Here is a 15,136-nt window from a genome sequence, read left to right as displayed (position 1 = left end):
TATGTTGAGTAGAACCGCCGCAGATCTGTATTGGATGTCACGCTACCTGGAACGCGCCGAGAACCTGGCGCGCATGCTCGAAGTCAGTTATTCGCTGTCGCTGATGCCCCAGTCCGGACGCAGCGATGGCCTCGACGAACTGGCCATGTCGCTGCTCAGCAGCGGCACCCTGGACAGTTACCTTGAGCGCCACCAAACCCTGGATGCCGAGCGCATGCTGCACTTCTTCGCCCTCGACGAAGAAAACCCGGCCAGCATCTACAACTGCCTGCGCGCCGCCCGGGGCAATGCCCATGCGGTGCGCGGGCGCATCACCGCCGACATGTGGGAAAACCTCAACGCCACCTGGCTGGAAATGCGCAGCATCGCCGCCGGCGGCCTGGCACGGCACGGCATCAGCCACTTCTGTGACTGGGTCAAGCAGCGCTCGCACCTGTTCCGCGGCGCGACCTCGGGCACCATCATGCGCAATGACGCCTATCGGTTTATACGCCTGGGCACGTTTGTTGAGCGTGCAGATAACACCTTGCGTCTGCTCGACGCCCGCTACGAGATGTTTGGTGAAGAGTCCGAAGAAGTCAGCGACCTGTCTGCACGCGGTTACTACCAGTGGAGCGCCCTGCTCCGCGCGTTGTCGTCGTTCGAGGCATATACCGAGCTGTATCCGAATGCGCTGAATGCGCGGTCGGTGTCTGAGTTGCTGTTGCTACGCAGTGATGTACCGCGTTCGTTGCATGCGTGTATCGAGGAGTTGAGCCATATCCTTGCGGACCTGCCGGGCAGTTATGGGCGCACGGCGCAGCGGTTGGCGGCGGAGTTTGAAGCGCGGCTAAGGTATACGGGGATTGATGAGATTCTGGAGGATGGGTTGCATAGTCGGTTGACGGAGTTTATTGAGACGGTGAGGGAGTTGGCGGGGGCGATACATAGCTCTTATTTGGAGGTGGTTTGAGAGGGATGGTTGTTTAACTGTCCATTCCCTTGAATCACCGTGCTCGTGTGGTGTTCTTCTGTCGGGGAGGTGAAAGGCCTTCCCGGCATGAGGAAAGGTGGCGGACTATATCTGAATTGACACTCGAGTCCGTCGCTGCCTACCCCTACGTTGTTGACCAACGGCAATCTCAGTACCTTTCCCCCGATGTCGTATTTCTCGCGCCCATCGCCCACACGCTCTACCTTTGATCCCTAATACGGAGAATGTTGCCAACTTAATATTGGTTTTTTTACCGGAAATACGAGCTCTCGTATCTACAAGAATATAAGAGGTATTTATCCTAATAACTATAAAGTCGCACTGAAATATGAAATACAACCCACATACGGACAAGGGTGCGATATCGTTAGGTACAGGTATTTAGTTGTGCGCATTTTTCGATTGCTCAAATACGCACACCTTCGCCAAAACAGACAATCACAGCTTAATTATTTTTATATTGTCAATAGAAAAAGATGTGACACCCCCAGCCGGGTAATTCATGATTTCAATCAGCAGGCGACGACTATTTGAGTCTACCTTTGGGGAAAAATCGAAAGAGTGAGTTGCCCAAGAACTGCCACCATTTAATTTAGTCCACTGATAGACCGTGGTACCTACAGTTCTTATCGAAACAAGACAGCCTTCGTTAGTAGTGCTAGCAAAGTCAAAAGTAATTCTATATGGGTGTGCCACGACTAAACGGCCATAGTCAAAATATTTTAATAAGCCACACGGATTCTGCCCCGTACCGGTACCACGCCAGTATATTGCGGGACCATCGCTAACAACTGTACCGTTACCAAAAATGTAGTTAGCCCAGTTATTTCTTCCATTGCTGAAGTCGGTACTGTCAACGGTTTCGAAGTTTTTAACTGGGTAGATCGTCGTTGGAAAGCTTACAGCTCCTGCCTCGCTGGCATTTGGATCATACGCCACTTTAAAATCAATCCACACCTCATTGCCGTGCGGGCAAGTATTCAGCCAAGCGATGGGAGCATCATATTGGAGCCCTGCGTCAGTATGATGCTGCTGTCCCGTCCAGACCACGTTTGGATTTGGACTCGCACCGCTACAGCGATATGTCAGCCAGATTTTCATACCTGAATACTGAAGGGGCCATTTTGCAATGGTCAATCTTGCGTTAGAGGGTAAGTTAGGCACATCCAACGTTCCGTTATGAGCAATATTATTAATCAACGGATACGGAAGGCTGGATCGGGGAATGGGTGTCACCGTCACCGTCAATATCGCCGAGGGCCGAACAACACCCGCACGGGTCACCTCATATTTGAGGGTAATGGTCTTGTTGGTATTTCCAATGTTCGCGGCAATTGCGTCCTTAGGGATATCAAACGTCACCACGCCAGCGGTCAGCCCAGGCTTGGCGGCAATGGCTGGCGAGCCTGCGCCCGCAGTCCCCACCATGATGATCTTGATGCTGTCGGTGGGGTCCATCGGCGAAAACCTGACTTCCACTGTACCGCCGTTTAAGGCACTCATCGGCGCAAGCGTCACCACTGCTCCAGAACCAGTTGCCTGGGTCAACTTGGGCGCCGGAAACTCAACTGGCAGTGTGTTAACGGTGTACTCCACTACTGGAAAAACAATGGCGTCAGCCTCCGTTATGCCAGCACGCAAAGCAGCTTTGAAATGCAGCGTCAATTTTTTGTTGTGCCCCAACTCTTTCAAGTATGACGCATAACCAATGGCATTCTGCCAATATTCCTGACTTAGCCAGGTAGAATTAGTTTGCTTGCTACCACCATTCCAAACCCGGAAATTATGCGCCGTACCATTCGCCTTGAAACCTCTTAATTCCATCCATACCTGTTTACCGGACGTAATAAAGGGCCAGGTACCGATTCGCAGTGTGCGGTTCGCCGTGCTGCTCGACAGATCCAGTACTTTAGTAGTTTGGTTTGCCTCATTAATTCGGATCAGCGTTTTTGCCAACTCACTGGCAGGTATTGGCGTCACCGTCACCGTCAATACCACCGAGGGCCGAACAACATCCCCACGGGTCACCTCATATTTGAGGGTAAACGTCTTGTTGGTATTTCCAATGTTCGCGGCAATCGCGTCCTTGGGAATTTCAAACGTCACCACGCCATTGGTCGACCCGGGCTTGGCTGCAATGACCGGCGAGCCAGCGCCCGCAGTCCCCGTCATCGTGATCTTGATGCTGTCGGTGGTGTGCATTAAAAAACGCACCTCTACCGTGGCGCCGTCCTGCGCACTCATTGATGCCAGGTTCACTGAAGTACCGGAACCCGTGGCCTGGATCAGCTTGGGAACAGGCAACTCATGCGGTATCTGTACCTGGTACACCCGGCGCAAGGACTCCTGAGGTCGTTCGTTACCACGGCCCACGCTGTAGAAGACCTCGATAGCACGTCCGTCAAAACGCTTGAGCTCAGTACCCGGCACGTCGAACGTCACCTGTCCGTCGGGTGCGATCTGGCCCACTAACCGAACTGCCGCATAATCGACAGTGCCGCCGACGTCGCTGGCGAGGATGGTCACTTGCACCCTGTCGGTGCTGGCCCAACTGGTCTGCGCCAGGAAGCGGATGGTAATCAGCGGCAAGCCTGAGTCCAGATCCCCTTCCAGGGCCTGATCCACTGTCGGTGCAGGCCATGTGACGATCTCGCCAATCACCGTGATGTAACGGTTATGCGAGCGCTTGTCAGGTAAGCCATCGCCTTTCAACTCGTAATACACCACGGCGCTGCCTTGGGCGATCGCGGTTACCAGGGCATTGTCGATATTAAAAAAATAGCCTTTGGCGCCTGCCACTTGCCGATCTTCAAAGTAGGAAACCGAACTGCCCTGGGCATTTACCCCGTTCCAGTACAGAAAAATATGGCTGTACACGCGAGCATCGTTGCTCCCGACAGTCATGCCGATTTGCACGTCCCGAGTGCCCAGTTTTTCGAGATCGATTTCGCGGTCGGTCTCAGGTGTCTGTACCCAAGGCGCATCCAGGCGGTCGGTCGCCAGGTAGACCGACACCAGCGAGGTGGTCGACCAGGGTGCCCAGGGATCGGGGTAATTGCCGGTCGGCCCGCGGACCTGGAACGCAACCGGCAGCAAATCGCTGTCCCCGGCTTCCTTGATCGCGTCCTCGTCCAGCATGCACTTGATGTCCCGGCCTACTTCACCGGGCTGGATCAACCGCTCAATTCGCACCGAGCCCCAAACCAGAATGAGCAGGTCATAGGCGGCCATGTTCAGCCAATGCCTGATAAGCACCTCCACGCCCTGCTTGGCCCGATCAGCGCTGACCCCGCCAAGCCTCACATCGTCCGGCAACTCAAACACCAAGCGTTGGTTTCCGGGTGCGGGGTTGGGGTCTTGTCCGCCCGGATGCTGCAGGTTTACCCGTAAACGCAAGGGTTTGGTTTGGGAATCGTCTTCGTCGCACCGAATAACCAGGACGTACACCGGACTGGCCCAGGGTTCGCGAATACTGTCGAAGGGCACGGTGAAGGGGATGCGGGTCAGGTTCTGGTCGCCCTCACGGATCAGGTTGAACGCAACCGGATTGCCAGGCCCCCAGAAAAGCTCGAAGAACGTTCCCTCGGGTGTGTTTGCGGGCCTGTCGATATGCACCACCAGCGGCCGCAAGGTATGCGACACCCCAATCCCCCCGTCGGCGTTCTCAACATCTCCCGCAATCGGCGGTTGCATCAGCGGAATGTCCACCGGCGGCAGATAGGAGAGCGGACGGGGACGGCGCGCGCGACGCTTGTCCATGCGGGTTTCCTCGGCTTCGCCATGCGCGTTGGGCATGAGCTTGAAGGAAATCAGACACCCAACCAGTGAATGTTGGCTACTGTCAGAATTAACAGGTAGCGACCAGTGGTAGCGCGATGGGCTTAATGTCGAGGTTGCACCGAAAATACATACCTGATCTGTACTGCCCCCCCATATTCACCGCACTTCGACACAGCGATACTCCTTACAAGCGGCGCAGCGTTATATTATCTATGCGAAAGTCGTTACCGCCTTCGCTATAGTCACCGCCACCAAGAGGTCCTGAATTAAAAATTGCAATAGGATATACACCGGCTTGAGAGTCGCGAATTTGGCCGCTAAACGTGTACCACCTACCCGTCCTTGGAACTCTAAGCCCGCCAAAGATAAGATAATAAGGAGGAGTTGATGTATAAAGCAGGTAAACACTTAACCACAGGTCTACATTTGAAACTTCTGGGGTAATGTTCATCACATCAAAGGAGAACTCGTACGTACGCCTCGCCTCAAATCTGAAGTTTTTTGTTAGAACGCAGCCATCATTCTTAGCATTAGGTGTCAAAAACTCAATATATCCGTTAATTACGTTCCCACTGCCCCCCCCTTCGCCAAGCGCCCAGCCGTCGGTAGTTCCATCTTCAAAGTCAGTGATTGAATCGCGCCACGAGCTTTGCACTGTATATTCCACCACGGGGAAAATAATGGCATTAGCCGCAGTTATGTCAGAGCCTAAAGCTGCTTTGAAATGCAGTTCCAGTTTCGTGTTATCCCCTAACTCTCTCAAGTATGACAAATAGCTAATAGCGTACTCCCACCACCCCCGACTTAGCCAGGTAGGGTTAGTTTGCGCGCCACCACCATTCCAAACCGGGAGGTTATGCGCCGTACCATTCGCCTTGAAACCTCTTAATTCCATCCATACCGGTTTACCGGACGTAATAAAGGGCCAGGTACCGACTCGCAGTGTACGGTTAGCTATAGTGGTCCATAGATCTAGCACCCTGCTAGCTGGGCCGGCCTCATTAATTCGGATCAGCGTCTTTGCCAACTCACTGGCAGGTATCGGCGTCACCGTCACCTTCAATACCACCGAGGGCCGAACAACATCCCCATTGGTCACCTCGTATTTGAGGGTAAACGTCTTGTTGGTATTGCCGATATTGGCTGCTATCGCTTCCTTGGGAATATCAAACGTCACCACGCCACTGGTCGACCCGGGCTTGGCGGCAATGACCGGCGAGCCAGCGCCCGCAGTCCCCGTCATCGTGATCTTGATGCTGTCAGTGGTGTACATCAAAAAACGCACCTCTACCGTGGCGCCGTCCTGCGCATTCATTGGTGCCAGGTTCACCAAAGTACCTGAACCCGTGGCCTGGATCAGCTTGGGAACAGGCAACTCATGCGGTATCTGTACCTGGTACACCCGGCGCAAGGACTCCTGAGGTCGTTCGTTGCCACGGGTCACGCTGTAGAACACCTCGATAGCACGTCCGTCAAAACGTTTGAGCTCAGTACCCGGCACGTCGAACGCCACTTGTCCGCCGGGTGCGATCTGGCCCACTAACCGACCTGCCGTATAATCGACAGTGCCGTCGACGTCGCTGGCGAGGATGGTCACTTGCACCCTGTCGGTGCTGGCCCAACTGGTCTGCGCCGGGAAGCGGATGGTAATCAGCGGCAAGCCTGGGTCCAGATCCCCCTCCATGGCCTGGTCCACTGTCGGTGCAGGCCATGTGATGATCTCGCCAATCACCGTGATGTAACGGTTATGCGAGCGCTTGTCAGGTAAGCCATCGCCTTTCAACTCGTAATACACCACGGCGCTGCCTTGGGCGATCGCGGTTACCAGGGCATTGTCGATATTAAAAAAATAGCCTTTGGCGCCTGCCACTTGCCGATCTTCAAAGTAGGAAACCGAACTGCCCTGGGCATTTACCCCGTTCCAGTACAGAAAAATATGGCTGTACACGCGAGCATCGGTGCTCCCGACAGTCATGCCGATTTGCACGTCCCGAGTGCCCAGTTTTTCGAGATCGATTTCGCGGTCGGTCTCAGGTGTCTGTACCCAAGGCGCATCCAGGCGGTCGGTCGCCAGGTAGACCGACACCAGCGAGGTGGTCGACCAGGGTGCCCAGGGATCGGGGTAATTGCCGGTCGGCCCGCGGACCTGGAACGCAACCGGCAGCAAATCGCTGTCCCCGGCTTCCTTGATCGCGTCCTCGTCCAGCATGCACTTGATGTCCCGGCCTACTTCACCGGGCTGGATCAACCGCTCAATTCGCACCGAGCCCCAAACCAGAATGAGCAGGTCATAGGCGGCCATGTTCAGCCAATGCCTGATAAGCACCTCCACGCCCTGCTTGGCCCGATCAGCGCTGACCCCGCCAAGCCTCACATCGTCCGGCAACTCAAACACCAGGCGTTGGTTTCCGGGTGCGGGGTTGGGGTCTTGTCCGCCCGGATGCTGCAGGTTTACCCGTAAACGCAAGGGTTTGGTTTGGGAATCGTCTTCGTCGCACCGAATAACCATGACGTACACCGGACCCGCCCAGGGTTCGCGAATACTGTCGAAGGGCACGGTGAAGGGGATGCGGGTCAGGTTCTGGTCACCTTCACGGATCAGGTTGAACGCAACCGGATTGCCAGGCCCCCAGAAAAGCTCGAAGAACGTTCCCTCGGGTGTGTTTGCGGGCCTGTCGATATGCACCACCAGCGGCCGCAAGGTATGCGACACCCCAATCCCCCCGTCGGCGTTCTCAACATCTCCCGCAATCGGCGGTTGCATCAGCGGAATGTCCACCGGCGGCAGATAGGAGAGCGGACTGGGACGGCGCGCGCGACGCTTGACCATGCGGGTTTCCTCGGCTTCGCCATGCGCGTTGGGCATGAGCTTGAAGGAAATCAGACACCCGGCCAGTGAATGTTGGCTACTGTCAGAATTAACAGGTAGCGACCAGTGGTAGCGCGATGGACTTAATGTCGAGGTGGCACCGAAAATACATGTGACCGTCTATCGCTACCTGTGAATTCTGACAGTAGCCAGCACGAAAACCTTGGTATTTGATACCGACTCAGACACCTAAACCTTTATCAGCGGTAAACGCCCACGTTCAAGGACTTGTTGAGGAGAAAAAGAGCATGAGCTCTGATGGCGCCAAGACCTCCCCAGGGCAGCCCAATCAGCTTCCTCGCCTGTCGATCCCAGGTATGACCAACAACGTCCATGGTTACGACGGAGGGATTCCCGCCTGGCTGATGAGATCCGGCCTGACGGTCCGAGTGGACAACAGTTGGTTTGCAAGTCGTGGCGATATCATCAGCATCGTCTTGATGCCTGACATGACGTTCTTGGCTTTCAAGCAGGTGCAGGCCGGAGAAGAACACAACAACAGCTATTTCTTTTCCATTCCACGAGAAAAACTGATGCAGGGAGAGCAACGCCTGGGTTACGTGGTGAACTATAAAGGCAGCGACGATGACTACGAGGCCTCCTACCCCCTGAGCGTGCTGGTAAAAACCGATCTGCCCGCGGGTGAAGATACGGATCAATTCGAACCGGGTCACTCGGAACTCAAGTACGCACTCTCGACCCTGGAGGTTTATCCGCCCGACGCGGCTAAAGGGGTCAGCGTAATTATCCAGCCTTACCCGAACATGCATCCCAGGGACCGCATCTACTTCCAATGTGGCAGCCTGACCATCGTTCAACAAGTGGCAGGCGTCGGCCAGGCAACCCTTATCGTCATTAATCACGCCCAGATTACTAAAGGCGGTGATAGTGATGGTTTACTGGTGGGGTTCTACATTGTCGACCTCGTCGGTAACGCCTCAACACCAAGGTCCAAGAGCACCAGAATATTGGTGGCACTTGACAGCGCACAACGTGATGGCCCGTTCATCCAGTCTGAAGATCAACCGGGTTATATCGACATCGAAAGGCTTTCAGGCGCCAATTTGAGGATTGGCATGTACTCCCCTGCGACCATCGGGCGAACGGGCGATTGGTATGTCATCACCTTCAAGGCCTACCCACCACTAGGGGGTGAGGTGGTGCATCGACGAATCGAAACGATCACCCGAGCCGGCACCGCGACTTATCACGAAGTGCCCTACAGCAAAGTCCGTGCTGCGGCCGGTGGTTGGGTGGAGATCAGCTATGAGTTGATCCGCGCAGACGATCTGGTCACCCAAATTTCGAAGAAGACCTTCGCTGAAGTCGTCGGGTCGGTCGTTCGACTGGAGGCACCTTATTTCGAAAAACACCCAGAAGACATTGCCATCATAGAAAAATCCATGGTCGTGAATATTCCCTGGTACGACTGGCGAAAACCTACGGACACCCTCACGTTGATCCTGCGTTACGTGAAGTCGCTCAACGAAATCATCCTCTTTAGCGTAACGAAACCGGTGGGGACGTTCTGGTCCGACGGGCAGCCGATTCAGTGGGCGCTCAACGGTACGGATATGGAACCGTTCGTGGGGTATGCCCCCGATCTGTATTTCGTGTACGAATCCGAGTCCGCCTCCATCAGGGCTCGCTCCGTGGATTTAAACGAGTCGCTGCGCCGTCGAGTGCAAATCCTGCAAGGTTCCTGATCGCTGGATTTGCACGCAGACCGCCTGTCGCAACCTGTCAATTATGACAGTAGTCAAGCCCTTGCTTAACGGTGTTTGATACCCCCAAGCGCAGGAACATTTCCTGTGAAGCGTGACAACTTTCTACCTGGAGAAAGCCATGCCTACCAAAAACAGCAAGCCGGCCCCCACCAAAAGAAAAAAGGCGTCCCCGATCAAACCCAAATTTCTTGACACGCTGAGGGTTCCTGGCATGTCCCCGGCGTTTGCGGGCTATGACGGTGGTGTGCCTCTCTGGCTGCTGACCAAAGGCCTGACCGTGACGGTAGATAAGAATTGGCTGGCCAGTCCCAGGGACAAAATCCAGGTGCTTGCGATAGTGGGGATGAAGGTCCTTGCGGAGAAAATCCTGGAGCCCGGAGAGGAAGAACGTAATAGCTTCTCTTTTGCTATTTCAGACAGTGACCTTCCCGACGGAGATCTGATACTGGGCTACAGGGTGTTTTATGGCGGCGGCTCGTCCAATGATCTCTCTTATCCGTTGACGCTGCTGGTCAAACGAACCCTCCCAGGCGGCGATGATCAAAGCCATGTTGACCCTGGTCATTCGGAATTGAACTTCTCAATATCCGATACAGAGATCCGGGAAATTCAGGCCGGGCGAGGCGTAACCCTAACCTTTGAGCCTTACCCGAATATGCATCGGTTGGATCGCATTGAATGCCAGGTTGGTAGCTTTTTTGCTCCCTCTCAGTTGGTGGCCGGTGTAGGCCTGACGACCGAGATAAAACTCAACCGCGATCAGATTATCTCGATCGGTAACGGCAGCAATCGCTTGGTGAGCTTCCAGGTAGTCGACACGGTGCGCAACGCATCCGTCCCCCGCTCACGCAATATCCCCGTGCTGGTAGACGTGGGCAGTGCCAATCTTGCCGCGCCTATCTTCGCGACGCAGAACTTTCCAGGTTTGATCGACCTTGAGTCGCTTAGCGGCGAGCCTTTGCATATGCAGTTATTTACGTATCCGTGGGAGGGCCCTGTCGGCTACACGTATTTTGTGACTTACCGGGGCTACCCGAAGCTAGGGGGCGTGGTATTGCATGAGCAATACATCCCGATAGAAGCGGCCGGCAGGCCCCATGACTTCTTCGTGCCCAATGACAAAGTGCGCGCCGTTGCCGGTGGCAAAGTGGAGATCAGTTTTATCTTGTTACAAGGGCGCGATGTCGTGGGTTACTCAAAAATTGCATCTGCCGCCGTTCAGGACGTGATCATCCGACTGTTGCCACCTTTTTTTGTGCGGTACCCCTCCCATGTCGTCAACCCTATCCCCACGGGTGGCGCCGCCGTCGAGATTCCCTGGTACGCATGGCGCAGGCCCACTGACAAGATCATGTTGCTCTTGCGTTACGTGATACCGGGTAGCCATGACCTCATCCTCTACGACGACCTGTTCACCGTAGGGCAGGTGCCTGAGGGGGTGCCGATCAGGCGTCTGATTCCACATGCAGCGCTCTTGAGGTTCAACCGCACCACCCCTGAACTCTATTACGTGTATGAACCCGAAAATATTCTGGCGCGCAGCACATCACTCAACGAATCGTTACGCCAGGAAGTACAGATTGGAGCACCGGGCGGCAGGTGATGAGCCTGCTGCGGTTTTTATGAGCAACACCGCCCTCCTGGAGGTCAGACCATGTCCCGTAAAACCCCAAAAAAACCGCGCGCGCCCCTCAATGATTACGACCTGGGCCCGGTCTTGATCAGCGGTGTCGAGCCCCCCCTTGAAGGGGATACGGAGTCTGACGGTGCACTTGGCGCCCGGCATGTCGAACATAACCTGGAGGTGCTGCTCCTGACGTTCCCGGAGATTGTTTTGGACACCGAGATCTACCTGATTTGGAACAATCCCGAAGCACCTGTGGACTATTTCATCATTCAACCAGAGAACCTCGGTAACCGGTTTTTCAGTCTGATGGTGGACAAAGAGCAGATCCTGCCGGAGTGGGCTGAAGTCTATTGCCTCATCAAACGCCCCAGCGGCAATCAGTCTAAAACCAAGCCGTTGAAGCTCAGGGTAAAACGTAATCGCCCCGGTTACCCTGACCCGAACGAGTTCACCGAGGGTAACCAAGGCCTGGTATTTTTTTTACCTCCCGACCTGGAAGCGGGCAGCCACGTGGATATGGCCAGGGCGGAACGGGGTGTAGTGCTCGAAATCCACCCTTGGGAAAACATGGCCGAGTGGGATACCTGCCGCATCGACTGGGGCGCGACTATCCTCGAGCACATTGTGAAGGCCAGTGAGGTGCGACGTTCATTTGAAATGCTCATTCCCCCCGAGATCATCAAGCAGAACCCCCACTATGTGAACATGCCGGTGGCCATGCAAATCAAGGATGTCGCCGGTAACTATCCTGCCGACCCCAATTCCAAATCGAACTGGTCGGAGATACAGCGAGTAGAAGTCAACCTCGGGCTCTTGCGGCCACGACCACCGTTCCTTAAGCAGGCCGGGGAAACTGTTGAACTTGACGAGTTGGGGAATGCGGCACAAATCGTCCAGATATTTATCGACAATGACTTTTTCGAGCCCAAAGATAAAATTGCTTTTGAATGGGAGGGCCGAGATATTCAAAACGTGCCTTTCTTTCATAGTGAGCAGAGAGATGTCAATATTACAAACTTCATCGAAGACTTCAATGTACCGAACGAAATGGTCAAAGCAATAGCCGGTGGTGTTGCGATCATGTACTACAACCTCTTCAAGGCCAGAGACAATAAATGGCTGCCCTCAAGAAAAGTACGTATCAGGGTTAATGGTGACGTCATTGAGTGGCCCGCGCCTAGCATCGTAGAAGCTCCAGGCGGAGAATTGAATCCCAATTCAAATGCCACAATGAAGTATCGTGCACAGGACGGTTGGACTTCGGCCACAAAAATTCGAATTGTGTGGGCTGCCCACTCGGTCAATTTTACTGAAGAGTTTTTCCTGGGGCCTATCCCGGGCAATAAGGAACTTTCATTTACTGTTCCGAGTGCGCAAGTAAGACGTTTTAATACCCTACCAGTTGATGTGTATTACGAACGTATCGACCTCCTGCCTCATCGCTCGTCACAGCGTCTATTTTTAATAGTAGGCCAGTATGCGAGAACATTGCCTCCAGTTGAGGTTGACGCGCGCTGGGGAAACTATCTGATCCCGGAGGATATTGGCACCCACATAACAGTGACTATCCCGCCTATTGACAGCCTCCAAAATGACGTAATAACACTGGATTGGGAAGGCAATAACGTGAGTACGCGCGTGCAGGTCACTGTGAGTCCCACCCAACAAGGAAAAGCCCTGCTCATACCAATCGAACGTCGCTTCGTCAGCGAAAACCTGAACGGGTCGGTCAGGATTAAGTACAGCTTGGCCAGGGCGGGCGTGCCCAGACGATTTTCACCATTTTTTGTATTATATATTCGCCCGGGACGCGACCATATTACTAACTTCGACAACAGCAACTTGAATGGCTGGGTGTCAGGCCCCGCCCTCAATAACGGCCGTGACATCCAGTTCAGGATTTATAACGGAAATACTGTATTCCATAACTGGACCAACACCAGCAGCAATAATAGCGGCGTGCTGTTCAGTCAGCGCTTCAGCAACATAATTCAGGGCCATCGGTACGAATTCAGCTTGAAAGCCAGAAGATTTTGGGGCACAAGCGAAATACCATCACTTTCACTCAGTTCAAATTACGGCCAACTTACCAACCCAACTTTAATTACTAACCTAGGGACCTGGCGGGAACTCAAAGGAACATTGACCGCCACTAGCTCTCAAATTGAACTTTTTATCAACAGCCATCAAGCATCACCTGTTGGCAACGACTACGAAATTGACGACATCCGCTTCAGGCGTATCTAACCCGAGCTTTGCCTTTCGTTGTCTTCCCCCGTTGATTTACAAAAAGGAGTCGCTGCCATGTCCGCAGTCATTACCAATAACCACCAACCCCCAGCGGAGTTGGGCGACCTTTACATCCCCAGGCTCCACCCGGCGGCGGCTGATGATGTCGGTGTAGACGGCAACCTGGGTCTCAGAAATATCGAAACGCCTCAGGTCGTCTACGTGAGGACCAGCGCGTACACGTCACCCGGTCAACTACTCGAACTGTTCAGCAACAACCCTATTCTTCCGGTCGCTCACACCTTTGTCATGGCCGCGGATACCCAGTGTGAATGGCTGCCAATTCTCCTTCCTGGCGCCAGTATCAAGCCTCAATGGCTAGACCCACTGGTGTGTCGGATTAATGGATCGGGCGCGTCTACCCTCCCCCTGCGCTTGCGAGTTGACCTTGACCGTCCGGGTGGCCGTGACCCCGACCCTTCCAGGCCGGGACACCAAGGGCTGGTCATCTATCTACCTGACGATGTGGTGGTTAACGGCGTCAGTGAAGCCAGGGCTCGCGAGAATATCGAAATCACGCTGATGCCCTACTCCCACGCGGCTCCAGGGGACCGAGTCCTGCTGTGCTGGGGGGATGAGCAGGAAACCCATTTACTCACCGAGGAAGACCTTAACCAGGAACTCATAATTGTGGTGCCTTACGCGAAAATCATGGCCGCCCGCGACGGCAGAGAACTGAATGTGAGGCTGCAGGTGCGTGGGCATACCGGGAACTCTACTGACCCGGCTGAACGCTGGTCTGCAGCCAGCAAGGTGTTGGTGTATGCACAACGCGATATTCTCAGAGAGCCTTACAGCGCAGAAGTTGACCCGCAAACCGGCGTCATTGACCTGGAGAAGTTGGCAGGTAGGCCGGTTATCGCATCGGTGTTTGCTTCAGCAGATTACTTCGAGACAAGAGACACTCTGGAGCTGTTTTTCAAGGCTACGGATGCTCAAGGAAACATTGTCCTGCACCGCGAACAACGCACAGTGGAAAGGATTAACGCGATCTATGACTTCCCGATCCCTCCTGCAGTTATGGCGGGGCTGGCCCAGGGACACGCCAAGTTGTATTACACGCTGCGCAAATACGTCGGTTCCACGACAATGCATTCACAGGCTGCTTATGTGAGTGTCAAAGGGGCATCGGTCCAGTGGCCAGCGCCTTATGTGATCGACACCATGCCCTTCGCGGAAATACGCCCCGTCCGAAAAGATGGACAAGCCTACGTGCCTTACCAGGCCAGCTGGCAACCAAGGGACCTGATCACATTGGTCTGGCTCTTGCCTGACCCAGACGGCACCGTGGAATACCGCTTCAGCCGCAGTGCAGGTGAACGTCCGGAACACGACGTCATTGAGTTCATACTGCCAGTGGCCCAAATCAAGCGATTTGAGGGCCGCCCTTCGCAACTCTATTACGAGGTCAACGGTACTGATGGGCGACTGATAGGTGAGTCTGCGCGCAAAAGCCTGCTATTGGGGAAACCTTGGGAGGCCATGGTCGCTCCGGTAGTCGACAAGGTTGTCGGCCATCACCTTGATCCGGACCTGGTACCGGATGGCGTTTGGGTCACCCTCCCTAACCCGCCGGTTGGTCAGCATGTTCGTTTGCATTGGTTCGGCCCAGGTAACCGCATTGTCATGCTGATGCATATTTCGAGGCCGGGTGACGCACGAATCAAAGTGCCGGGAAAATATGTATTGGATAACCTCAATCGCATCGTAAAAGTCTATTGGGAAGTCAACCATAACGGTGTTCCACAGCGCTATTCAGGCGTGGTGACGCTGATGATTGCTCGCCGAGGAATTTTCGGGTTCGAGGACATGCGGTAAAGATGATCTCTATGCCAACCGCCGGTCTGCCTGATTGATGTTCACCCCTTTAC

Annotated in this window: 7 protein-coding genes; 5 read left to right on the top strand and 2 right to left on the bottom strand. The window is 54.4% G+C overall.

All coding sequences use genetic code 11. The annotated features are described in order from the left end of the window. Position 1: 1 nt before the first annotated feature. Positions 2-952, top strand: a complete 951-nt coding sequence (locus FIV39_RS10020; protein ID WP_090404295.1) for an alpha-E domain-containing protein — start codon at positions 2-4, stop codon at positions 950-952. A gap of 459 nt (positions 953-1,411) precedes the next feature. Here the strand turns inward: FIV39_RS10020 and FIV39_RS10015 are convergent, their stop codons facing one another. Further along, complete coding sequence (locus tag FIV39_RS10015; RefSeq protein ID WP_090404298.1) at positions 1,412-4,732, bottom strand: hypothetical protein; 3,321 nt, start codon at positions 4,730-4,732, stop codon at positions 1,412-1,414. Positions 4,733-4,937: 205 nt separating this feature from the next. Next, on the bottom strand, positions 4,938-7,583 hold the full coding sequence (locus FIV39_RS10010) for a carbohydrate binding domain-containing protein (RefSeq protein ID WP_090404301.1): 2,646 nt from the start codon (positions 7,581-7,583) through the stop codon (positions 4,938-4,940). A gap of 287 nt (positions 7,584-7,870) precedes the next feature. On the opposite strand from FIV39_RS10010, the gene FIV39_RS10005 reads away from it, so the two are divergent. The 4 genes from FIV39_RS10005 (at position 7,871) to FIV39_RS09990 (ending at position 15,083) form a co-directional block, all read left to right on the top strand. After that, positions 7,871-9,328, top strand: a complete 1,458-nt coding sequence (locus FIV39_RS10005; RefSeq protein WP_090404304.1) for a hypothetical protein — start codon at positions 7,871-7,873, stop codon at positions 9,326-9,328. Between the two features lie 139 nt (positions 9,329-9,467). Continuing rightward, the gene (locus FIV39_RS10000) at positions 9,468-10,952 is read left to right on the top strand and encodes a hypothetical protein (protein ID WP_090404307.1); all 1,485 of its coding nucleotides are present in this window, start codon (positions 9,468-9,470) and stop codon (positions 10,950-10,952) included. Positions 10,953-11,003: 51 nt separating this feature from the next. After that, complete coding sequence (locus tag FIV39_RS09995) at positions 11,004-13,223, top strand: carbohydrate binding domain-containing protein (RefSeq protein WP_090404310.1); 2,220 nt, start codon at positions 11,004-11,006, stop codon at positions 13,221-13,223. 57 nt (positions 13,224-13,280) lie between these two features. After that, on the top strand, positions 13,281-15,083 hold the full coding sequence (locus FIV39_RS09990) for a hypothetical protein (RefSeq protein WP_090404314.1): 1,803 nt from the start codon (positions 13,281-13,283) through the stop codon (positions 15,081-15,083). The last annotated feature ends 53 nt before the right edge of the window (positions 15,084-15,136 follow it).

Source organism: Pseudomonas grimontii (assembly GCF_007858185.1).
Lineage (GTDB): Bacteria > Pseudomonadota > Gammaproteobacteria > Pseudomonadales > Pseudomonadaceae > Aquipseudomonas > Aquipseudomonas grimontii.
Note: the sequence above shows the minus strand (reverse complement) of the source record. Positions and strands in the feature narration are given on the sequence as shown.